The sequence below is a fragment of the Bradyrhizobium sp. CIR18 genome (assembly GCF_014198295.1).
Taxonomy (GTDB): Bacteria; Pseudomonadota; Alphaproteobacteria; order Rhizobiales; family Xanthobacteraceae; genus Bradyrhizobium.
In genome coordinates this window covers 325,624-349,051 of the sequence record NZ_JACIHF010000005.1, presented here as the reverse complement: position 1 = coordinate 349,051, position 23,428 = coordinate 325,624, and the positions used below count along the sequence as shown (strand labels likewise).

The 23,428-nt window shown below is 58.3% G+C and carries 18 protein-coding genes; 6 read left to right on the top strand and 12 right to left on the bottom strand.

Going from position 1 to position 23,428, the window contains the following annotated elements:
• Nucleotides 1–2,211: 2,211 nt before the first annotated feature.
• The gene (locus GGD65_RS19690) at nt 2,212–4,539 is read left to right on the top strand and encodes a hypothetical protein (protein WP_183236316.1); all 2,328 of its coding nucleotides are present in this window, start codon (nt 2,212–2,214) and stop codon (nt 4,537–4,539) included.
• 638 nt (nt 4,540–5,177) lie between these two features.
• Here GGD65_RS19690 and GGD65_RS19685 read toward each other — a convergent pair.
• Nucleotides 5,178–5,618, bottom strand: coding sequence for a VirK family protein (locus tag GGD65_RS19685; RefSeq protein WP_183236315.1), 441 nt, complete (start codon nt 5,616–5,618; stop codon nt 5,178–5,180).
• Between the two features lie 1,500 nt (nt 5,619–7,118).
• Here GGD65_RS19685 and GGD65_RS40220 point away from each other — a divergent pair.
• The 4 genes from GGD65_RS40220 (at nt 7,119) to GGD65_RS19665 (ending at nt 12,156) form a co-directional block, all read left to right on the top strand.
• Complete coding sequence (locus tag GGD65_RS40220; protein ID WP_246783346.1) at nt 7,119–7,280, top strand: hypothetical protein; 162 nt, start codon at nt 7,119–7,121, stop codon at nt 7,278–7,280.
• 2,067 nt (nt 7,281–9,347) lie between these two features.
• On the top strand, nt 9,348–10,037 hold the full coding sequence (locus tag GGD65_RS19675) for a response regulator transcription factor (protein WP_183236314.1): 690 nt from the start codon (nt 9,348–9,350) through the stop codon (nt 10,035–10,037).
• A gap of 27 nt (nt 10,038–10,064) precedes the next feature.
• Nucleotides 10,065–11,513 carry a type II and III secretion system protein family protein gene (locus GGD65_RS19670; RefSeq protein WP_183236313.1) on the top strand — a complete coding sequence of 483 codons (1,449 nt, stop codon included), beginning with the start codon at nt 10,065–10,067 and terminating at the stop codon, nt 11,511–11,513.
• A gap of 10 nt (nt 11,514–11,523) precedes the next feature.
• Complete coding sequence (locus tag GGD65_RS19665; protein WP_183236312.1) at nt 11,524–12,156, top strand: CpaD family pilus assembly lipoprotein; 633 nt, start codon at nt 11,524–11,526, stop codon at nt 12,154–12,156.
• Nucleotides 12,157–12,350: 194 nt separating this feature from the next.
• Here GGD65_RS19665 and GGD65_RS19660 read toward each other — a convergent pair whose 3' ends face one another.
• The 11 genes from GGD65_RS19660 to GGD65_RS19610 all read right to left on the bottom strand — a co-directional run bounded on the left by GGD65_RS19660 (nt 12,351) and on the right by GGD65_RS19610 (nt 21,463).
• On the bottom strand, nt 12,351–13,388 hold the full coding sequence (locus GGD65_RS19660) for an EscU/YscU/HrcU family type III secretion system export apparatus switch protein (RefSeq protein ID WP_179733259.1): 1,038 nt from the start codon (nt 13,386–13,388) through the stop codon (nt 12,351–12,353).
• Nucleotides 13,385–14,200 (bottom strand): type III secretion system export apparatus subunit SctT, encoded by an 816-nt coding sequence (gene sctT / locus GGD65_RS19655; RefSeq protein WP_091956606.1) that lies wholly within the window; start codon nt 14,198–14,200, stop codon nt 13,385–13,387. Before sctT ends, GGD65_RS19660 begins: the two co-directional genes overlap by 4 nt.
• Before the next feature lie 699 nt (nt 14,201–14,899).
• Complete coding sequence (locus tag GGD65_RS19650) at nt 14,900–15,175, bottom strand: EscS/YscS/HrcS family type III secretion system export apparatus protein (RefSeq protein ID WP_050403016.1); 276 nt, start codon at nt 15,173–15,175, stop codon at nt 14,900–14,902.
• 1 nt (nt 15,176) lies between these two features.
• A complete protein-coding gene (gene sctR / locus GGD65_RS19645) occupies nt 15,177–15,842 on the bottom strand; it encodes a type III secretion system export apparatus subunit SctR (protein ID WP_183236311.1) in 666 nt (221 codons plus the stop codon).
• A complete protein-coding gene (gene sctQ / locus GGD65_RS19640) occupies nt 15,835–16,725 on the bottom strand; it encodes a type III secretion system cytoplasmic ring protein SctQ (protein WP_246783345.1) in 891 nt (296 codons plus the stop codon). The genes sctR and sctQ overlap by 8 nt, the downstream gene beginning before the upstream one ends.
• Nucleotides 16,726–16,943: 218 nt before the next feature.
• Nucleotides 16,944–17,480, bottom strand: a complete 537-nt coding sequence (locus GGD65_RS19635) for a hypothetical protein (RefSeq protein ID WP_183236309.1) — start codon at nt 17,478–17,480, stop codon at nt 16,944–16,946.
• Complete coding sequence (sctN, locus tag GGD65_RS19630) at nt 17,456–18,811, bottom strand: type III secretion system ATPase SctN (RefSeq protein ID WP_312017719.1); 1,356 nt, start codon at nt 18,809–18,811, stop codon at nt 17,456–17,458. The genes GGD65_RS19635 and sctN overlap by 25 nt, the downstream gene beginning before the upstream one ends.
• On the bottom strand, nt 18,808–19,431 hold the full coding sequence (gene sctL, locus GGD65_RS19625) for a type III secretion system stator protein SctL (RefSeq protein WP_179733250.1): 624 nt from the start codon (nt 19,429–19,431) through the stop codon (nt 18,808–18,810). Before sctL ends, sctN begins: the two co-directional genes overlap by 4 nt.
• Nucleotides 19,428–20,048, bottom strand: a complete 621-nt coding sequence (locus tag GGD65_RS19620) for a nodulation protein NolU (RefSeq protein WP_183236308.1) — start codon at nt 20,046–20,048, stop codon at nt 19,428–19,430. Before GGD65_RS19620 ends, sctL begins: the two co-directional genes overlap by 4 nt.
• Nucleotides 20,049–20,069: 21 nt before the next feature.
• A complete protein-coding gene (gene sctJ / locus GGD65_RS19615; RefSeq protein ID WP_409362752.1) occupies nt 20,070–20,909 on the bottom strand; it encodes a type III secretion system inner membrane ring lipoprotein SctJ in 840 nt (279 codons plus the stop codon).
• A gap of 32 nt (nt 20,910–20,941) precedes the next feature.
• Nucleotides 20,942–21,463 carry a nodulation protein NolB gene (locus GGD65_RS19610; RefSeq protein WP_246783343.1) on the bottom strand — a complete coding sequence of 174 codons (522 nt, stop codon included), beginning with the start codon at nt 21,461–21,463 and terminating at the stop codon, nt 20,942–20,944.
• Nucleotides 21,464–21,653: 190 nt separating this feature from the next.
• Between GGD65_RS19610 and GGD65_RS19605 the strand changes: the two genes are divergently transcribed.
• The gene (locus tag GGD65_RS19605) at nt 21,654–22,355 is read left to right on the top strand and encodes a secretin N-terminal domain-containing protein (protein ID WP_246783342.1); all 702 of its coding nucleotides are present in this window, start codon (nt 21,654–21,656) and stop codon (nt 22,353–22,355) included.
• The last annotated feature ends 1,073 nt before the right edge of the window (nt 22,356–23,428 follow it).

Genomic DNA, 23,428 nt, shown 5'->3' with positions numbered 1-23,428 from the left:
TACTGCATTCGAGGATGCTACGGACCTTCGGTTGATTATCTTGCAGGCGCCGCATCGTCCTCGCGTTTATCGGTATGACGACCGAGCGCGACTTTGCAAGAATGCCCGTCGTCACAGCTCCTTCTCGTGAGCGCACCGATACGTGCACGGATTCAGTTACCTTTGGACATAGGCCACCTCAGAGCGTCAAAAATCGCCCGCATCAACGTTCACGAAATCACGCAGTTGGATATTGAAGCGCGTCACTTACCGGCACATGAGGTGGGGCGCCTCTCGCGATGAATCGCGGGCTATCAGCTTCAACAATGCCAGATCGAATCGCCTGCCTAGCGTCGAGGTCTGCGGCCATCATCGGCGAGGGAGATCACGGATGACACGCTCCGCGCCAGCTTGGTGGCCGACCGCCCCCCCGGCGTTCTGACCTAAGCCATCACCGTCCTGCTGCCGTCCTGCCACTAGCAACCGGGGTGCAACCCGCGAGCGCCAAGAGCCGCTTCCTTCGGGCATCGCAGCGGCCAACTGGCCGCTTTGGATCAACCCAGGAATTGGGTGCGGCACCACTTACTCAGTGGTTTAGGAGCAGGCCTCCGCCGCTTTGAATAGCTCAGGCCTTTTTAGCTGTACGCGTTGCGGGAACCCCGTCCATCACTGGTGTGGGATCTATCGCTGCTTTGACTGGAATCGCGTCGGGCCCGGAGGAGGGGAAGGAGGAGGCGATACGACCGACTGCGCAGATCGCTCTAGGTCCTTTTGCTCGGCTGCGCCTGCAGGCCACACCACAAGGCTTTCGCCGCGATATGGTTGTTAGGCGCGACCAACCTTGTGGTGCACGTGTGGAGCATCGGCTGCAAGCGTCAACTCCCCATTTTGTCTATCCGAGCTGAGGCGCCCGTGCGCCGTTTGGCGACCAGCGCCCGGCGGGCCCACGCGAATCCTCGCGCCCATCAGCAATCCCAACAGAGCACAATGAGCACGCCGGCGCGGTCACGAGCCCGATGGCCGCTACCATATCGGCTGTTCGGACCAGAGCTAGCGTCTCGAGTAACGTTTCAAGGACATCGACTCCCAGCCGATGCAAGCTGGCCTCGGCAGACTTCCTCACGCAGCTCTGGCTCAAAATCTGGAAGAGAAGAAGGAGCTGCATCCGGGTCAGTCCCACGTATGCCCTCATCATACCGACCCGTTCGAGAACCAGATCCAATCCAGTTTATACACATTTGCGCGCCTCAGTTGCTGATCCTTATCGGATCAACTTTGTCCGAATGATATCGTCGGAGGCTACCAAAGGGGACACGAATGGACCCATTTGACAACGTCAACCCATGAAAAGCTCAGATGAATTACGTCGAGCCGCGACAGGAAGAGACAGCGCAAGCAGACTTTGAGCAGCGGCTTAGAGAACCAAAGCCAATCCTCCCAACATCAGCTTCACCGGGGCTGGATCGACCCGGACTGCAACGGATGGCAATAAGAGAGCGCAGGCTATCCAGGAGAACGAACGGTGCGCAGCTGCATCCTTTGTGAGAACGCGCGCTCAGCTTGCCGCGACGCTGACCTGCGCGAAATATTGCGTAACTCAGAAGAGAAATCGAACTCGCTGCGCAAAGATCAGCATAATGGTCAAGAGCGACTGGGCCGTAGCCGACGCGTAGATAGTGGCCGCCTCTACGACGACGGCATCTTCGCACGCGGAGCTGCAGCGCTTTCAAGACCACGCCAGCCATTGCAACACATGGGTTGGACCGTCAAAGCGCGATGGCCCATTTGAGGACGGGACTGAGAATGATGAATCCAATCTGGCATGGGTGAGCGATACCCCAACTGAGGAGCGCGAGGTACTGTTTCTGGGCGGGAATCTAGCTGACTATCGGACCGCTAGCGCATCGAATCCATACAGAAAGTCAGGGACAAAAGGCTGAGGGTAGAGGCTCCGCATTTGTCTTTTCCGATGCTCGGAAGCTCGAAAGCAGCGTTCGCGCCATCTATAACACTCCGGCCCGACTGGCCAGCGGGGGCTGGCCGCGTACTGCACTTGGACAATCAGAGTTTCAGCCGAAAGCTGTACCGTCTTTAAATTCGCCGCACTTGTTGTCGGGTTGGAAAGGCACTTGCCGGCCATCATCATTCTATCTTTCCGCCCGGCCACGTCAGGTTTTGGAAAGCTAACGTGAGTAGCGAAAGAACGAGGAAGCGATGACAGTGGACTGCACCATGGACCGATACAACGCGATCAACCCGGCCGATAAAGATTCCGCTGCGTCAGATACCACCGTGGAGCAGCCGCAACAACCGCAAGCGGTGTTTGAGAAACACTTGGGAGAGGTGCGTCAGCTCGGCCCGATATATTCCCATAGCGATCTTTATGACATCACTGAAGAAGACGATCGCCTCATCCAAGCAGCGTCTGGTGCTGCCCTTGACCGAGGGCCACCGCCGAATGCGACCACCATCGAAATTTACGACCGTCGGCTTCGCAAATTGGCTGAGGCGCTGAAGCAGTCTGGTCAGTCGATTGCTGAGCTCGATGACGATACGTTGCTCGACCGCTCCAAGAAGCTACTGCCAAAAGACAAGGTCATCGCCCCTGCATTGTCAATGGTTAGTAGGTACCGCGAGCCCAGCGATACCGCTCCGGCCCCCACAACACATTATCGTCCGTCCAAGGAAGACGCGAGCCTCATCAGAAAGGCCACCGAGGCGGGCTTTGGTCGAGCACTCGATGCAAAAACCGCCGCAAATTATGCTAGCTGTCTTCGGAAGCTAGCGGCAGCACTGCGACCTTTGTCAATTGCTAAGCTCAGTCACAAAGCGCTGCTCGGCCATGCTGACGCTTTGTTTCCGAAGGACAAGAAACTCATCTACTCGTTGAACAGGCTGAGTGACTACCGCCGGATCGCCGGGCAGGACAATTCGGGGGCTGACGGAGGCAACTCGCGCCAGCCAATACAGCCGGACGCCGATTTGCCCGTGCGGCTTTTCGATCATGAGCAGCCTTTGGGGAACGCTGCGGGCCAAGGTGGCTCAATGCCGGCCCACGGTTTCAATGCTACGCAGGTTTGGGAGGGAACAGGTTTAACCCTTCATTCTCCCGTGCAACGTGTCGCCCAGGATGTGCTTTTCGACGCTGTGCACCGAAGCGAAGTGCCTCCACGTGCCAGCTTCGATGCGCCGATACTTTGGCGGGGAATGAGTGCCGCCCCCTCGCCCGTGCAGAGTTTTGCTCAGGAAGCGCTTTTCGATGCCGCGGATCGGGAGGGCCTGCTGCCAGCGACATCCTTCGATGCACCAGTGCTTTGGCCAACCACGCGTTCAGTCACCCACTCGCCCGTGCAAAGTGTCGCCCAGGAAGAGCTTTTCGATGCCGCGGATCGCGAGCGCCTACTGCCAGCTGTGCCCTTTAATGCACCGGTGCTTTGGCCAACAACGAGTTCAGTGACCCACTCGCCCGTGCAAAGTGTCGTTCAGGAAGAGCTTTTCGATGCCGCGGATCGAGACGGGTCTGCGCCTGCTGTCGATCTGGATGCATCCAAGTTATGGAAGGCAATGGGGTCGCCCCTCCAAAGCGTCGGCCGAGCGGATCCTTTCGATGCCGTGATCTGGCAGCCCGGCTCACGGTCGCAGAATCCCGCCTCTGAAGAAGACTTTGGGAGGATGATGCATCAAGATGGGGCGACCCCGGCAACAAATGATACGATGTCCGCCGCAGCCGGCGAGAGCTTTGATGCCTCTTTGGCCGTTCCCGAAGATTTCTCCCATGGCACCCAGGCCGCGCCGGATATGATGCGCTCCAGGCTCAGCCGCTGGGGTCTGTTGCCGGATGCAGCACAGCGGGTAAAGACCTACGATATTCACGGTGAACGCTATGCGGCCGTGCTAGGACCGCGTGGGCGCAATGATGTCCAGCTCATCCATCTGCGGTCTCCTGCTATCGGCGATACGTTTGATGTTTCGTTCGCCGTGCCCAAGGATTTTTCGCATGGCACCCAGTTGGCCCCCGAAATGTTGCTTTCCACGTTGGGCAAGTGGGACTTCTTGCCTAATGGAGAAAGTCCGGTCATGAACTATGAGATTGGCGGCGATCGCTACACGGCCGTGTTGGGACCGAGAGGATCCAACGACGTTCAACTCATTCATCACCCAAGGCTCGCTTTGCCGGGTGAATCTGCGCTGGTAACGCCGACGGCTCCCCCGCATGCCTACGGCGGCCTTGCACCTGGGTTTAGTCCGCTCTCCTCGTTCGAATTGCGAAAGGACGCTTCATTGGCGCTGGCGCCAAACATTCCACTGCCGTCTGCCGCACCGGGATCGGGCCATCAGAAGTCCCCGCAAGTGCCGGAACTCGGAGAGTTGTTCGGCGACGACTGGAGGCACGGCCCCCAAGAGGCTTCGCCTGTCGTGATCGACATGCTCCAAAACCTGGGCCTTCTGCCAAGCCAGGAGGTCCCAATGACCCGTTTTCTGATCCACAGTCAGCCCTACACGGCCGAAAGCCTACCCGGTGGCCGCGTTCTTCTCTTCCATCGGCCGCAATTTGGCTGAACGAGGTGCTCGTCGGCACCTCGGGCAGCTGATCAAGCTCCCGAAACCACGTCGGATCGTTTGCTTTCAGAGAAATTAGAATTGCGTCCGAAAGACAGTTTAAGCGGCGAGCAAACCCCACAGCGGCGAGGCCCAGCATCATCTAAAGCGGGATGGTTCAATCACGTTGTGGCCGCATTCGGCAGCACGGAAGTTCCGGTGAAAGGGCCCCAAAAGACGCGGGATGCAAGATACGAGCGCATCGTGGGGTGGGCAAGGGTCGCGCGTCATCATCGCGGGCGCCGCTTGATCGGATTGGAAACAATGCCCTCACAAGGACCGCGGACAGCGTGCGGACGTACCTTGGCGAGCCAATCTGGAGCGCTCAACTGAGAGGCCTTGGCTCCAACCCATACACGATAGCCTGAACCGCCGATCTTCCAATCACTGAGATCGAACCGAGATCGACGGCCCTCATAAGTTACCTTGATCGAACTGCGGCAAGTTCGTACCACTCGATGCCTCCCCGACGAAAAGACGGCCAGAAACACTCTGGCCGTTCCTGACGATCGAAACGATCCGTGTCATGGCTTGGGAAGATGTCCACACGATTAAAGGATCAAGTCTTCGAAGGGCATCCCCCTGCCCTGTGCTCTTCGTTACCAGATGAACTTTGCGCCATCCGGCAGTTCGCAGATGAATTCGCCCTGGTTCACGAGGTCGGTGGTCCCGACGACGAGCTTCGAGGCTCGCACCGTCAGCCTACCTTCGCGGCTGAGGCTATGGCGGATGTACTCGGTCACGGCATGTCCGGAGCTGTCGACCGTTTGGTGCGCATTGGCGAAGCTGATGCCGTTCTGGGCGGTCACCCTGAAGGCATTGATGACCAAACCGGCCTGCGTCGCCGACGCAGGCTTGCCAGCCTCCGCGGTGTTACAGCGGCTCATGTCCAGTATGAGCTTCACATTCTTGCCGGCCTGCAGGGCATTGAGCACCTCGATGTATTTCGGCGAGGCCTCGTCGGCTCTCGCCAGCGCGCTCGCGCTCGCGGCCGAAAGCAAGGACAACAGGATCGTCAGTCCTATGCCAGTAAACTTCATATGCTCTTCTCCCTCGATTAAGTACCACAGATCTCGTTTTTCAAGACGTCGTGCTTGCAAACCGCTTGGCTGATTCCACACATCAAGCGCGCTCTCGCCCGCGACAAAAACATCCTGTCGCAACCAAGCGCAAGTAGTTGTGATGGCTATTCCGACATCACAACCTCGTATGTCAGGTTTGCGGAAGTGGCTTAGCCTCGCGCGACGTCGACTAGAACTATCTGATCGAGCGTGGGCCGCTTGGAAAACACAAAACGGCAACCGGTCGCTCCTCCATTGCAGTCCCAACGACCGAAAGCATGCAATTCTCACATCTGCATAAAGTAGACGATCTACGAAAGAACACTTCGATCGGCCGCATGCGCCAGCTTGTCCATCTTGATAGCTGTGCAAGGACTGTCTGCCATAGACGACGTGTCCGCAATGAGGTGGTGGAGCGAACCTGACGCGGTGGTCGGATCAAGCTCAGTCAAGGCACCCGATCCCGGCCTAGTCGAAACAGCAATACCAAAAGGCACAACGCGGCACCGACTGTTGATCCGTCGCTTTGCGCGGCTTCCGTCCAGCTGACCGCTCGCCACATGACTGAATCCATTCGGCATCCCTGAAAGGCTAAAGCTAAATGGCTTCCTTCCTGGTCCGTCAGCTTCTCGAAAGCTGCACCTGCAACAATCTACGCCGGCAGCCGGCACTCGAAGGGAGAGAGATATGAATGTTGATCCACGGAATGCGGCAGACACTCCCTTTCAGGTTCACGGCGCGCTGCAGCACGCGCACGGCGTCGACTGGCAACCGGACGAGCTTAGCGCCCAGACCGGCGCACCAGTAAGAAAGCTTTGAGCAGCAGCTGAATGACTTGGATCTAGACGACTTACATTCGGTCTTCCCCGACGTCGGATTCAGTCTCCTTAGCGGAAAATTCCGCGACTGCCACGTCCTCGTCTGCGCCAAACGAGGTGGCCCGGAAACCAGTCGCTATCCAGCCTCATCATTTGTCAGCGCGCGAGGTCAGCTTGCCACAACACTGACAGGTGCCACTCTAGAAGCGCTTCGGAACGAGATCGACCTTGCCGAGCAGCAAGCAGCACATTGGTCATCAGCGACCGCAGCTCCCGTCGATCGGGACCGCCTATTCGACGAGGTGGTGAGGTCGTCATATGTCACACTGCGGCGTTTTCAGAATCAGGACAATGATTGCAAGCCGCGCATGGAAGAAAACACGAACGCGATATCGCATGTCCGCAACACGGCTCGGGATCATCTTCCCTTGGAGATCCTCTGGAGCAGTATCCTATGAACCGAGCGCGCCAAGCTGGCCGGCATATGCGCGGCAAGACAACAGCATCACCCTTCGTATCGTTGGTCGGGGATCCGGCAACACTCGCCGTTTCTCGCGATCTTGGGCGAGAGCGATCGCCAACAATGCGGACGCGCTGCACACCCCTACCGAAGCCAACTGTCTGGACCCCCGACGACGTGCTGAGTAGCATTGGGCTTGGAATGAATGCCGATCAGGACAACATCGATGGGGACGTCGATTCGATGTGCTCACTGGGCAGAACGCCAACCGGAGAAACCGAGCGCCTGTTCCTGAGCGGCAATTTGGAAAGCTACCGGACCGCTAGCGAAGCAACTCCCTACAAGCGCGAGAGTAATGAGTAGATGGTCTGTCGACTGCACCATTTGACAGGTTCGTTGGCGTTCAAGCACCAAAACACCCCCCAACGAAGAATTGCAAAACGGCGCACCAGCTCCGCCTCACGCACAACAGCTTGAGCATATTTAGCCGCGTGATCGATGGCCCGATCAATTCGCCGATCGAGCGTTACAGCGGTTGAGGGCAGCGACGGAAGATACACCCCCGACGGTTGGGAGGACGCCGGACCATCCTCTCTCCCCTGCCCGCTCGTTAAAGCATTCTGGCATCTTGGATGCGTTGTGACATCGCCCGGCATCAATTTGTTAGCCGCCCCCACGGTTGGCCGGCGGCTTTGGTGAGGTAAGCCGCTGAACGCTCCCCGCCTTAGCTAGCTCGGCCTGACATTAACCGCGCGGTCAACCAACGGGTCTTTTGGCCGCAATCGTATCAGGTATTCACTCGTCCGCAGCAAGCGGCGTTGTTGCAGTACGGCCGATCCGCCACCTGGATGCGTTCCATCAAAACAATCGATTTTGCCGAGCACGCCTAAAAGCCCCATAGTCGATCGCAATGTATGGAGGCCGCATTCAAGATGACGTCTGGCAATCGATTCGCTCCTCGGTCCCTTGCTGAACAACTTGGCTCGCGCGATCGGCCGTCTGCATCTCGGACCTTAGCTCCTGTCGTCACTTGGACGCATCCCGCGCCTTGCCACGGTCTTCCCGCTAAATTGCCACGTATGAGGCGGATCGGATCGCCCGATCGTGGAGTCATGGCTTACCCAAAGCTTGGTAAGAACGACTGCCTTTTCGGACATTTCAAAGGGTTTCTGGCGCCACGTTCAATTGGACGGACAAATGCTCACGACGTTGGACAGAGCGAGACCGACCGCCACGCGCAGGTCGACGGCGTGGCCGAACTGTGTCGTCGTTGCCTCACAACGATTCCGAGTTTGAGGGCACTGCTACAAGGAGCCTTTAAAGGCACTTGTATCGCACCCAGCGTCAGATTGTAGGATTTCCGACAGTGTCGCGACAGAATCCGCTCGCGTGAACTCTTCCTGACAGGTAGCAACAATTGCGAACGTCTCAAAACCTCAATGCTCAGCCGATCGGCCTCGTCGCACTATTCGACTGCTCCCCTTCAGAGTTTGCGTCGTTTATCTGCTCTGTAAGCGCAGGACGCAGCGCCCTCCTCGCAGCCAGACCAGGATCCAGCGCACGAGAACAACGCGGGCAATCGCTATTTCGCCTGTGCCGACCACAGGCCGAGTCCAAGCTCGAGATTAGATCATTCTTGCGCCGTTCCCCCTGTCTGACGAAAGGGAGGCGGCGTAACCACCTTAGACAATGCGCGACAGCAACACCGGACTCAATTTGTCGTTCGTTGGCAGCATTCGCTCGACTGCGGCGGAGAACGTCTCCGGAGCGACCGAACTTCGGGACAGTTGACATCTTGCTCGGCTATCACCGGCTATCGAGAGGATGTCTATCCCCGCCGATGTCGCGTTTCGTCGCGCATCTCGGCCTTTTCCAGCCATAGGTCGATGCATAACGCGTGAAGTGTCTTCAAACGCGGAAAACTTGCGTTGTCGTGACTTGACGACACTACGGGCTCAACAGCCTTGCAGGACTGACCGCGGTCAAGGCGAACTTGGGGAGTTTCCAATGTCGGTTTCGCAAGTCTGTTCGGAGGCAAATACAGCCGCTCTCGCCTGCGCTTTCGTTTCGTTCGGGCGGTTTGGCACGATCGCTACTGCAGGCGCTCGTGTAGTGCATGCAGGCACGGCTATGCTCGGCCTACAGATGCATAAGCGCGCGGCCAGGACTCTCAGCTTCGTGAGAGATTGCAGAGCTCTTGCCTGCGTAAGGGAGATTTTGAGCCGCGTCCCCCCGCGCAGGCGATCCGCCGCAGGCCGCCACCTATCCGATGACGATGGATGCGCAGACATGGGTCGCCTGCCAACCACGTCTTGCGTGTCGTTTAGGCCTTTTCGAATTCACGCCAAAGCGGCAGCCTCTGGGTTCCGCCGAATCTCATGGTCAGCGTGGCACGCTCAAGTCCTGCCGAGGATGGACGAGAGGCAATGAATGCGAATTCTCCTGGTTGATCATCATGCGGACTTTGCCCGCGACGTGAAGGAAGCGCTCTTAAAATGTGGCTTCGCCCTCGACGTGACACGCACGCTGGATGAGGCGGCGGTCGCGCTCGATTGCGCGAACTACCACATGGTCCTACTCGAATCAGCTTTGCCCGATGGAGACGGATTGGACTGGCTGAAGCAGTTGCGGCGCGAGGGACGATCAATGCCGGCTATGATGATGAGCAGTCTCAATGATCTTAGCCGGCGGATTGCGATCTTCAATGCGGGCGCGGATGATTTTCTGCCCAAGCCCGTGTCTATCGACGAACTCATTGCCCGCATGCGAGCTATTTTGCGACGGTCAACGCAAATGATGGCGCCTGTTGTGACATTCGGGAATCTGCATTTCGATCCGATCGCGAGACAAGTCTCGATCGGTGGTCGAATGCTGAGAATTGCGCGCCGCGAAGTGTGCATTCTTGAACATCTGCTCAACCGCGCGGGCCGTACCGTGCCGCGCGCATCCCTCGAAGATAGCTTGTATGCATTTGACGATGAGGTCTCGACCAATGCGCTGGAAGTCGGGATTTATCGCTTACGCACGCACTTGAGCCAAGCGGGTGCAACGCTGAGGATCAAGACCGCGCGCGGTGTCGGTTACACCCTCGAACTCATCGGCGTAGCATCGGCTGCCTAGCCGATCGAACTCGAAAGCAGCACTCCCTTGAACGTGGTTAACAATGACGCCGGCGAGCCGCCGATGGTCGCCAGCGGCTCGCACTATGCCGCTTTTTCCCGCCTCTGCTACGTCCTGTGCGCACTCGCTGTGCTATTTCCGCTTGCTGTCACAGCTCAGACAAAGCGGGATGGCAAAGGGGAACCGCCACGTGCGGCGCCTGGCAGCACCACGGGCACGATCAACCTTACCTCCTCACAGGGCAAGACAGTTCATCTGACCGGGCCGGCTGCGAGCATTTTTATAGCCGACCCGGCGATTGCGGATTATCAGGCGCCATCGAACACCACGATTTTCGTGTTTGGCAAAAAGGCCGGACGGACGAGCCTGTTTGCCCTGAACGACAACGGAGAGGCTCTCGCCGAGCTGCGTGTTGTCGTCACTCAACCGATCGAGGATCTGCGGGCCGCGCTCAAGGCCGAGGTCGGGGACTATCCAATTCAGGTCAGCTATACCCCGCGCGGCGCGATCCTTAGCGGTACTGCGCCTAATGCCGATGTGGTCGAGACCGCCAGGAAGGTCACTGAGCAGTTTCTTGGCGCGGGCGCGCTGGTGGTCAACAAGATCCAGGTCGCCGGCTCATTGCAGGTAAATCTCAGCGTACGGGTGGCAGAAGTCTCCCGCAGCGCCGTCAAGGATCTCAACATCAACTTCACGGCCTCGAGCCCAAACGGCGCTTTCCTTGTGACCGGCAAAGGGGGCGGGTCCGGCGCGGCCGGCGGCGGCGGCACGATCGGGATTGGGTTTAGCGCCGGCAATACCAACCTAAGCGCTGTTCTCGACGCTCTCGCGAGCGAGCACCTCGCCTCAATCCTGGCTGAGCCGAATCTAACGGCCATGTCCGGCGAAGCCGCAAGCTTCCTCGCCGGCGGCGAATTCCCCATTCCGGTGATGCAGGACAACCGGCAGGTTTCCGTCCAATTTCGCCAGTTCGGCGTGAGCCTCGAGTTCGTTCCGACGGTTCTCAACAATAATCAGATCAATGTCCGTGTGAAGCCCGAAGTCAGCGAATTGTCGAGCGAAGGCGAAGTCAAAATAAATGGCATGGCGGTCCCTGCCCTCTCGACTCGGCGGGCGAGCACCGTGGTCGAGCTCGCCAGCGGTCAGAGCTTTGCGATCGGCGGCCTCATCAGGCGCAACTTCAACACTGATATCGGCGAGTTTCCCTGGCTCGGCGATGTGCCGATCCTGGGCGCGCTTTTTCGCTCCTCATCGTTTCAAAAACGTGAAACCGAGCTGGTCATTATTGTCACGCCCTACATCGTGCGGCCCGGACCGAATCCGAACCGGATGAGTGCGCCGAGCGACCGCATCTCACCGCCCTCAGACGCGGGGCGGATTTTGACGAACACGGTGGCCCGGCCGCCGCGAGAGCGCGATGCGCCTCGCGCCAGCGCACCAGGATTGACCGGCAGCGCCGGCTTTATTATCGAATGAGGTTCGCCAAATGACTTTGCGACATCTGTGCTACCCGATCGTTATTGGAGCAACATTGGGGGGCTGCGCAATTACTGCTTCGATCCAGCCCGCGCCGGCTGACCAAGAGATCCAGGTCGAGCAGAAGAGTAGCGTGCTGTTCCTGCAGGGCCTTCGTGGCCCCGAACGGCATCGGCTGCGAAGCTTCATTGCAGCGACCAGTCGCGGCCGGCTGGATGCCCTCCATGTGGGCGTCATCGGCCCACCTAGACTCATTGCACAGGTGGCCCACGAGGCTCGCGCAATGGGCGTTGCCACCTACAACATCCGCCTGTCCGCTTCTCGTGTGGATTTTCCGGCTCGTTCCGGGGTGAGGATCGAAGCGATCACTTTCGAAGCCCATCCTCCGCTCTGCCCCTCGCTCTCCATCGTCGGTCCTACAGTGAACGACAATTCGTTCAATCCAACCCTTGGCTGCTCAGTCCGGCATAATCTTGCGGTCATGGTCAATGAACCTGGCGACTTGTTAGGCAATGGCGCTGTCATGCCGACCAGTGGTGATCGTGCAGTGCTTCCCATCATCGCACGTGGGGCCACGTCGGCGGGCAACAGGAGCAATTTGGCGGATGAAACGCATAACAGGGTTGCGCCAGAAACCCAATAGGCGGCTCGTAAGACCCGAGCAGCATGAACGTCGGTTGGCCATTCTTGTCCATATCAGTCTTGGAATCGGCGACGAGCCTCCTGGAATCCAATCTTTGCTCGTCCTTTTCTTGGGATCGTGCAGCTTGCAGATCAGGTTCTGGGACAGTTAGGTCGTTGACTAGAGATTTGAGCGCATCGCTGTTTTGCGCGACGCTAAACTAGGCCGGCGGCAAAGACTGCCTTCGCAACCCTCTCGAAACACTCCATCGGAACGGCCTTGCCCATCGCACCTTTTCGGATCAGCTGACGCGCCAACACATGATCCTCGACAATGCTCAGACGTTGGGCGCGCGCCTCCGCCAGTAACTGTGAAGCCGTTTCGCCCTCGCCGCGGCACACCAGTACCGGGACGCCGGTCTCGCCCCGAACGTAGCGCAGCCCAATCAATGTCGCTCGCCCCGTCAGTATCACTGTCGCCCGATGGATGCCGAGCGGAGACTCGTTCGCCGACTCCCGGCGGAGCCTGCGGTGTTCACCCTTGATCTGCGGATTACCATCCTGTTCCTTGGACTCGCGCTTGGCTTCGCTCTGCGTCATGCGCATGTCGCGCAAGAACAACCAACGCTGAATGAGCAGATCGGCCAAGCCGCCAATCAGAAGAGCGCCGGCAGCAATCGCGATCAGCACTTTGAGCTCTTTAAAGACAAAACCAAAGCAGCTCAAATCGCACACGGGCAAGTATACCAGTGCCCTCCAACTTGCGAGCACAGTGAAAACGAACGTAGCGCCAAGAACCAACACTTTGACGATAGACTTTCCAAGCTCGACAACCGACCGCTGGGAGAAAATCCGCTTCAGCCCTTTGACGGGGTCCAATTTTTCAAAGCTGGGTTTAAGCGGCTCAACCGAAATAGTCAGCCCGCCGCCGGCCAAGACACCGGCCAGAATCGCCGCAACAACCGCCGCACCTAGGATGGGAGCCGCGGCTGTTATAGAAAGGTCCATCAATCCGACCAACGCCTGCCGGGCCGCACTGTTGAAGGGCTGTTCCTGCAGCTTGTCGGTGAGCCGCACGGCTTCGCGCCATCCGTCTTCGATCGGGCCCGCCCTGAAGCACAGGCAGCCGAAACCAGCGCAAAGGCTTGCCGCGGTCACAAAGTCGGCGCTGCGCGGGCTCTGCCCTTTCTTACGCGCGTCCCTCAGCTTCTTGTGACTTGGTGGAAGGTTTTTCTCTTCGCTCGTGTCGTTCATTTCAAGAACTTCTCGAGCCACTCCAGCACGCCGTTGAACCGAATGATCTCTGCTTGCATATATTCGATCAGGAAGACGGCGTAGCTGACCATAATGATGCCAAAGGCGGCATTCTTGATGGTCGGAGAGAGATCGCTCAGCTTGATTTGCGGCGCAAAGCGCCCGAGCAGCATGACGGACACGTCGATCAGAAGCAGCAGAGCCAGCACGGGCCCGGCGACCACGAGGGTCGTATGCATGACATGGTCGAGAAGCCCGATAAACTCCATTGCCCCTTGGTGGGTCAGGGGCGGTAGCAGCCGATACACGGGCCAGATCAGATAACTTCCATAGAGGCATCTGACCATGGTCTGCAGACCTCCTGATACAACGAAGATCGTAACCGCGGCAGTCCCGAGAAAGAGCCCCATCGGGGCGGTTTGACTGCGTGTGGCAGGATCGTCCACCTGGCTGGAGATGCCGCGCTGGGTATCAATGATGTCACCAACGGCCTGGATGCTCCAAAGTGGTATACTAAGCAGAAAACCGAACAGCAGGCCGATAAATATCTCCTTCAAACCGAGGAGCGAGACCGCAACCATACGGGTGCCCGGATCTAGTGTCTGCAAGCCGTTCCTGATCTGCATCAAGCAAGGCAATCCAATCACAACCGTCGCGCTTGCGCGGATAATCCCGCCAATGTGCGGTCGCGTGAATACCGGGAGAACCAGCATAATGCCGAGGGCCCGGGCCGCGCCAAGTCCGGCCGCAACGACGAACTCGACAGCAGTCTGAATCAGAGTTTGCGTTTCGGTGGGTGACAAGGCATCCATTTGAGCTCAGCTCGTCGTTCCTTCAGCCAATGCAACCGTCGCACTCACGTCGCCGTGATGTGAGACGTCAAGAACTCTGCAGATCTCGTGTCCCAGCGGTTGCAGAGCGACAGGCCTCCCACAAGGCAGATGACTTCGGCTTCAACCATCCATATGACTACAGCCATCCGGCGCAGAGGTATGACCATTCGATGAAAGCACGGGCGAAATCGCGCCGCTGCGCGGCCTACAAGCCACGCTTCTTCCGCTCTCACCGGCCGCAGCGCGGTTTGGAGATCTGAGGGCCTCAAAGCTTCCATCAATTTCGCAGTCAATGGACATCGGTCTCGAGCGGCACCTTCATTCGCAGGCTCATTCACCAGAACGCCAGAATCGTGGGGCCGCTTGCAATCAAGGCGCTTCGCCCGTTCACTGCGTCGACAACTCGCCAGGCAATGCATCGAGGACCAGGTCTCAGCAGGTAATTCCCTCACGTCGAAGCAAAACCTAAATCGAATGGATAGAACTTCCAAATGGGGTCATTCTCCCTCCGAATACGGCAGGCTCACGGAGCCGAACAGGACAGTTCGGATATTTATCCGTCGCATGCTAGTGGGGCGACCTTTCGATAAGCTGACGAACTCGCCCTTTTGTGGTTCACAATCAAGGCCGCCAAACGCGCGCTATAGCTAAAACTTAGACAGCCGTGCGTTCCGCGCACTAATACCTCGCTGTGAGCGCGGGGAACTCAGTGAATATATGCTGGGCTTGCTCGATCAGCGGCGCGCTCAGCACCGGAGCAAACAGAACGAGCACGGCGACGACGACGAGGAGCTTCACGGTAAGCGGCAAGGTTTGATCCTGGAGCTGGGTTGCTGCCTGCACGATGCCGATACCCAATCCGGCCACGAGGGCTGCCAGGAGCGGCGGTAGAACCCAGATCATGAACAGGACCAGTGATCGGCTCACGTGGGTGAGGATGCTGGCCTCGTCCATCTCAACTCCCCGGAGATGCGTAGCTTAAGACCAGTCCGTGCATGAGCCGTGACCAGCCGTCGATTGTGACGAACAGAAAAAGCTTGAAAGGAACGGATATCATTGTTGGTGACACCATTGACATGCCCATGGCCATCAGAATTGTCGTCACAATCAGGTCAATTGTGACGAACGGAAGGTAGAGAAGGAAACCGATTTCAAACGCACGCTTAAGCTCGGAGATCAAAAAGGACGGCACCAGGATCGCAAAATCATCGGCTGTTGCGTTGCCGCGCATCTCCTCCGACCAGATATGTTCTGTCGACGACAGGAAGAACGTGCGCTGCTCCTCAGTGGTGAACTTCTTGAGGTGGGCGCGTAGCGGCTCGCTGCCCTCCTTGGCGGCGGTCAACCAGTCGTCGGTGGTTTGGTAACGAAGTTGCATATCGGTCACGCGGTTGTATGTTTGCTCGAATACCGGGGCGTCTATGAACACGGTAAGGATCAATGCAGCGCCATACAGAACGATGTTCGGTGGTATCGACTGAGTGCCGAGCGCGTTGCGGATCAGGAAGAGAACGACGGAAACCTTGATGAACGCCGTCGTTGTGACGACTGCGAACGTCAACAGGCCAAGGCCGACGGTCGCCGCAACAAGCGCAAGGATGCTCGGTTGAATGTCAGCCATTGACCGCCAACCTGCTACGTAACCGGATGCCCAACGCTTCACCGACATGTACGATGTCGCCGCGGCCGATCAATCGACCGTTGGCGACAATGTCGACCGGACCGTCCAGGTGCCGGCCAAGCTCGAACACGTGCCCCTCGTTGATGCTTCTCAACGTACCCAGCGGGATGGGCCAGCGGCCGCATTCGAACACAAGCGTGATCTCAACACTGTCGATGTCGGCTTCCGAGGGCGGGATTGCTTGCTCCGCTTGGGATCGTATCGTCATATTTGCATACCTTAGAGGATGGGACTGCAGGCGGAATGGTCCCCGAAGGATAAGTCTGTCGCCCGCGACCTGCGCCGGCGCCCACAACTTGTCCGCAGCGAGGATGAGCTGGCCATGGGCAAATGGAATGACGTCGGGCAGCAGTGCGTCGCCGGGCTGTGCTTGACGAAGAAGCCTGACGGGCGCCCGCAGCGAGCCGATCTCTCTCGCAATCACGACCGGCAATTCCGAAGAAATCATGCCTAAGTTTCGCGGTAGTTGGCCGATCAACTCGCCTAACACACGAAACGCAGACGGAACCAGACCGTCAAGTGGCGCGAACAAGAACAGGCGGGCCTCGGCCGCCAGCGGTCCGAAAGTAATGTCGAGCTCCAAATAGGGGTCTTTGGCCGTCGCGTCTTCGATGCGGATCAGCTGCAAATTCCGCTCGAGCATGATCTCTAAACGAGCGAGCCAAGGTTCCAGAGCAAGTTCGAGAAGCAGCGAGCGGGTTGGGTCGGAAGGTAAAGAAAGGCCATACTGGACCATTGAAATCAGCGCCTCGACGAGAGGGCGGGGCAAGGACAAGACAGCGGTCTCGCCTCCGGCGCAAAATACGCAGTCGAGCATCGACATGGCATATGGCTCGGCCTGCCAAACAAGCCGGCTTATACGGATCGATAGCGGCTTATCGCCAAGGCGGGTCTGCAGAACCGTGCGTGGTGCTGCGACCTCGTTGAGCCACGAGACCACGCCATGCGACAACTTTACCGCTGGCTGAAATAGTGCGGGTTCACCCACGGCATTTACCGACAGGTTCCACGGGCGCAGCTCGCGACGTCATAAACGAGCCATCAGTTCGAGCCGCCGACCGCTTGGCTGCGCGAACCACCCTGATATCGGAGCAAAACCTCGTCGTCGGCATCGATTTCGGCTGCACACTCCGAACGGACAGCGGTCGTGCGCTGGACATCGCCCTCAATCTCCTCCCATTTCTGGCTCGCCGCCGAGCGCTTGGCCCATATGGTCCGCACCTCATTCACTGACCGCTGAGCCTGCTCATGCGCGACGCGCGCCTGCTCACGCGCCTGGCGTGCCGATTCGATTTGTGCTGCCAGCCCCCCAAGGATGAGTTGAAAGCGACGATCGAGCTCGGTCACGGACATCGTCTTGAGCGACGCCAGCTCCTGATAAAGTTCAGCTTCGACCTTGGCGCGACGATTCTCCGCGCCTTCAAGATTCTCAGACGCTCGCTGCAGCGCTTCGACCGCAATTCGGCGCCTGGCTTCCATGTTCGACAATTCACGAAGCGCGCTTCGCTCTCTCATGTCTTTCACCAGCCGCAATTTCGACGCTTGCACGAGATTCAGGCCGTCAGACGCGACATCCATGAAAGGGTCTCCTCAAAGCTAGACGGCTCGTCCTGTCCCTGGCGCAAGAATGCGCGCAGTTCCTCGATTGAATCGATTGCCCGATCAGTCAGTGGATCGCTGCCCGGCTTGTATTCACCGACCTTGATCAGGAACTCAGCCTCATTGTGGCGCGAGAGCAGATCGCGGAAGACGGATGCCGCTTTGCGATGTGGACCAGAGGCGACCGCATCCATGACACGACTTCGGCTCGACAGCACGTCGATGGCGGGAAAATGCTCCCGCGAGGCCAGCGCGCGCGAAAGAATGATATGACCATCGAGAATGCCGCGCGACTCCTCGGCGATCGGATCGCCCGTGCCGTCACCTTCGACAAGCACGGTATAGAATGCCGTGATCGAGCCCCGCTCGCCCATACCGGCACGCTCCAACAGACCAGGCAGCAGCGCAAAGACGGAAGGAGGAAAGCCGCGCCGGGTAGGAGGTTCTCCTGCGGCAAGGCCGATTTCGCGCATCGCACGGCTAAAGCGCGTCAGCGAATCCATCATCAGAACGACCTGCAACCCTTGATCACGAAAATACTCGGCGAGTGCGGTCGCCACATGAGCGCATTGCGCCCGCTCCATTGCCGATCGATCGGATGTCTCAACGACAACGATCGTGCGAGCGAGGGCATCTCCAATATGACGTTCGATGAATTCACGCACCTCGCGTCCACGCTCTCCTATGAGCGCAACCACGGTGACATCTGCGGCCGCGCCCTTTACAATTTGCGACATCAGCGTCGACTTACCGCAACCGGCATCTCCATAGATTCCGATCCGCTGACCTTCGCCACACGTCAGAAGTCCATCCAGCACGCGAACGCCGAGCGGAAACGGCTGCTCGATGCCACGCCGCCTCATCGGGTTGGGCGCCTTGCCGCGGAGCGGACAGGTGTGGACCGTCTTTATCGGCCCCTTGCCATCGAGTGGACGGCCGAAGCTATCGATCACGCGGCCGAGAAGGTCGGGCCCGACTGACACCTCCTGCATGCGCCCGGTCGGGAGCACTTCCGCCCGGTGGGACAAGCCCACCAGATCGCCAATGGGCGTCAGCAACACCCCGTCCGGCAGCAAACCGATGACTTCCGCTTCAAGTGACCATCCGGAAGCATGATCCTGCAAGAGGCAAAGTTCTCCAACACGGGCTCCCGGCAATACGGCATGGAGCAAGGTGCCGATCGCACGCGTGATCCGTCCCCGCACGGCACGCGTATCGACATCCTTTGCCGCGAATCTTAGAGATGCTATCGCCGCATGCACATCTCCTTCTCCGGCGGATTGATCATGGTCTGATCGTTGCGTCGTCACGGAGCGCTTTCCTGAGAAGATGGATTAAGGCTGAGACGCAATGTGCGGAGCTGCGCGGCAAGTCCTAAATCGACACTGCCGAACTCACTCCACAGAACGCACTGGTCAGGCCCCACGGCCGGGTCCGGATCAATTCTGACTTTCGGCCGACTATCCGTTCCATCGAACGCCACGAATTCATGCCTTAGTGCATCAGCATTCACAGGAGACACGTGAAGGCATACTTCTGCGCTGCCATATCTTTGCTCGATGGCGTGACGAACGGTCCTTACCAACATCTCACCCGGATCAAAGGAGCCCAACAAATCGCTCAATATCTCAATCACGAGCTGTGGCAACTCCCGTTGCAGAACGGCTTTTCGCCGGGCCACATCGGAAGCAGCTCGGGCGATCAGCTGTGCCATTTCGTCCGAGCCTGACCTAAGACCTTCGCAATGGCCGCGCTCCCGCTCCTGCTGATAGGCTTTCCTTGCCCAACTGCGAACCTGCCGCAGATATCGCTCGGCTAGCGCGCGCGTCTGCACCGCATCGTACCAGATACCAAGTTCCGCGGCTGGTATGAGCGGACCAAGCGGCCGTATCCGCGGGCTATCTGGCAAGACTGTTTCGTTGGCCGTCATGCCGCTGGCTTCTCCGTGGCCAAGTGGGCCACCACCAAAGACAGTAACTGACCCGCTGAATTGTGGTGTTCGGCTGCTGGGGATTCGGCGGTGGTCCCCACAGGTAAGCGAAAAAGAACGCGCACACGGTCAAGCTCTGGTACGTCCTTGAGCCAAGCACCAAGGCAGGCACATCCGTCATGTTCAATCTGGCTCGCGAGCTTCTGCGGATCGTCAATCGATGTGGTTGCGACGGCGCTGGATAAGTGTCGGATTGCGAAAGCATGAGCTTCCGCACCAATATTTTCGATCAGAATCGCTACATCGTGCTTTGACACAAGCTTGAGCACCGAACGGGCATGCCAGATACTGCCGGCGAGCAGGGCCGCCCGACGCGGATCATGCCCGAGCAGAACGTCTCTACCCCAGTCGGTTCCGTTCGAGACCAGCTCACTGCCCATTAGCAATTCGACCAGTCTTTGCTGCAGTCTCGGAGTCTTCTGCAGCTGCAGCACTGTGGCGGCCGACAGGAGCCCATCAAGATGGCCGGCAAACCTGCCGGGATGAATCAAAGCGGCAAGCTCGCGCAGGCGATCGGAATGCGCGTTGAGTGAATGATTTGTGTCAGTGGATGCCATCGATACGGACCTGCTTGCCGCCTATTTCGGATCGGAGGACAGTTTTTTGCCGGCGGACTGGACCGCTGGCTTGCTGGCACCTCTGCCGAAATTTGTCACTTTGCGCCAGGATTGACGAAGCTGTCGCCCACGTGTGCTCAGCAGCACGTAAGATAGAATGGCCAACGCGGCGAGCGCACCTCCTGCACTGATCGCGATGTGAGTTGCGATGAATTTGGTTGGTTCGGCGGAAGCTGCCGCTGGGACAACGGAGACCTCATGCTGAGCTCGCTCAACCGGCACGAACACGACCGCCACCTTGTCGTACGATAGACCTTCGATGCTGTTGGCGACGAGCATCTTAATCTGCGGCAGCAAGGCTGAGAGCTTCGCGTTGGAGGCGTGTCGAATGAAAACCGACGCCGAGGACGGGGTTGCATCCTGTCGCAAAAGATCATTCTTCGGCAGAACGACATGAACACGGGCGGAGAGAACCCCATCGATATCGTTGATCGTGCGCGACAATTCTTCACTGAGTGCATAGACGTAGCGGGCTCGCTCCTCAACCGGAGAAGCAACGAGGCCCGCCCCCTTGAACACCTCACCAAGGCTTTTGAAGGATTGGCGCGGCAAGCCATGGTCATTCAGCAGCTCGATTGAGTAGGCGAGCTGCCTTTCTTCCACCTGAATTGTGCTGGTCCCATCCTTACCGACGACACGGATGGCATCGACGCCCTTGCTCAGGAGCAGCCCAAGCATCTCGTTGGCTTCACGCTCCTGAACTTTGGTATACAGATCAGCTTTGCAACCGGCGAGGGTCAGCAAAAGCAGCAACAGGACGAGAGCATCAAGCCGCTTTCTTGCGGGCCGTCCCTTACCGATCTTGTCCTTCGTCAAGACAGCCAACGGCCCACTCAGCCCGCCGATAGAAGCTTATTCAGAGATGAACTGACAGCACCTGTCCCCTTGGAGATGAGCGAAACCTGGATGACGCCGTTGTAAACATCCCGCAGATTCGCCAGCGCCGAGTCGAAATGATCCACACCCTCCGGTTTGGCCACTGGATGTACCTCCACTTGCTGCACACGCAACACCGGTTGCGCGGCCGGCCCAAGCTGCAGACTCTTAGTAGGATCAGGCTCGCCGACGAGCGTCGGCGAAGCTGCACCCGACGGAAATGGTTTGCCCTGGTGGATAGCAGAAATGCTCTGAAGGACGCGATCGCCTAGCGGGCTCGCCGGCGCTACTGCGCGCTGCACTTCCGGCAGCGATGGAGCTGGCGCGTGCTCGGTCACAGAAGAGGCGACCCCTTGGTTCGAGGCCGCCTGCGCAAGACTCTCGCCAAACTGAGCGTGTGCCAGCGAACAGCCGTTGGAGGCACACTCGACGGAGTTGGCAGAGATCGACGTAACGCCAAACAACATGGAGGAAATCATTTCTGTCACGTGGTGAGATGAGCCGTTCGTTCACACGAATGGGCCGCACCTTAGAAAAGCAAGCTGACCAAAAACTGACGAGCATCTGTCATCTAATGATCACGGTTAGCTTCCAATTTGGGACGAAGCATCGGCTTCCAAATTTTGGGACAAATTCCTGTGCTTGTTCTCAAGTGTAAAAATATCAGGAATGCTCATCCCACCCACAAGGCTGCACATCTTGAAGAAAGCTCTCTATGCTGGTGTTTTCATTTGCTTTGGCGTCGTCGAGGCGCTCGGCGCTCCCCTGGCGCTGCCAGCGACGCCTTACAGTTACACAGTTCTGGATCAGGACCTCGCGGCCGCACTGCAGGAATTCGGCAACAACCTAAATATCAGGGTCAATGTCAGCACCGGGGTAAAGGGGCGGATTCGCGGGCGGATGCCGGATCTCCCACCGCGAGAGTTCCTCGAACGGTTGATTAATCTCTACAATCTTCAATGGTACTACGATGGGCTGGTGCTCTACGTATCCGATGCGCATGAGGCGCAAAGCCGCCTTTTGGTCTTGAGTCCAATCAGCTTTGATGCGTTCAAGGCGGCACTCGATGCGCTCAACATCTCCGACGAGCGTTACATCGTGAAACCCGTACCGGGAGATGGCCTCGTCTTCACCTCTGGTCCACCGCGCTTTGTCGCGCTTGTGGAGCAAACAGTGAAAGGACTTGCGGCGGAGGCACAGGCACGGCGAAACCCGAGCGGCGCCGAAAAGCCGCCGCACGAGTCGGTTTTGATGCTGTTTCGGGGATCCTCCAGCGTGGTCATTCGCGAAGGACGACCGAATGACGCTCCTTCGCCGGAGGCACCACATCAAGACGGCGTGGTCCAAACACCCGATGCAGGTAAGAAATGACTTGATGACAACAGATGGCCTGGAAGAGATGCAATGCGCCTGCTTATGCCCTCTGTCAGCTTTTCGAAAGCTACTGCTGCCACTGTCAGAGCGCGGATGTGTAGATGGCCGATTGCCGCAGGGTGGCGTAATAAACGTCCAAACCGGAGCCACGGATGCGAACCAGAATTCTAGCCAGCAGCATCGGTGAGCGTGCTTTGGCACTTTAGCGCCTCATGCGATCTTTTGAACAACTCCACGAAGTCCGTCATGCAAATGAGCTTCGTCGCATAAGAATGAAAGCCACTCCGTGTCCAAAAGGACGAACAGGATGGACTTGAACGCGCTAAGCCGGGCGGACAACAGCCCAGCGTCCCACTCGTCCTCATCGCCCGCCGGTCCAAGGGAGTTTGAGCGTGAACTAATGGCATTGCATGAAATACCCGAATACAGCCAGGACCTAATTTGGCAGGAACTCGGAGGCAGATCATCGCGTGTCGAGCCATCGTTGAGCGGCGGCGAGCGGTCCAATTCCCAACAGCCGATCGCTCAACATCGCGCGGACGCCTCCGATTTCGGAGCTTGGCAAGATCTTGAGCCTTGGCTCATGCGGGCCGGGTCACCTCACGCTGGACCGTCTCAAGCTGGGCCCTCGTTGCACGCACGGATTGCTCCGCCGGAAATTGGAGATTTCGCCATGGCGAACGGTCGTCGCGCCAAGGACGACTGGGTTTCACTGGCCAAACCGCTACGCCCGCTCAGATCGAAATGCTAACAAGCCGCGATCTCAAACCTACCAGGGATGTCCGGACAACAACGTTCACCATCCTGGGTGTGCCTCACACGGCGGAATGGCGAGAAGAAGGTCTTATTCGTCTCAAGCCGTCGCTGGACCCTTCCCTTTGGCCTGCAGGTTCGAGCGAACACTCGCCAAGCGGCTAAGCATGATGACATGAAGAATGCCGAGTGCAGCTGAGCTTCGATCCGCTCGGGGCAATAGGCCCCGCACAATACCGTCGGCTTTTTCAAGCATCTACGCAAGCGCCAACACTCTCCTCGGGCGCAGGCGCGAGGTCGCTACGCGTGGGTGATTT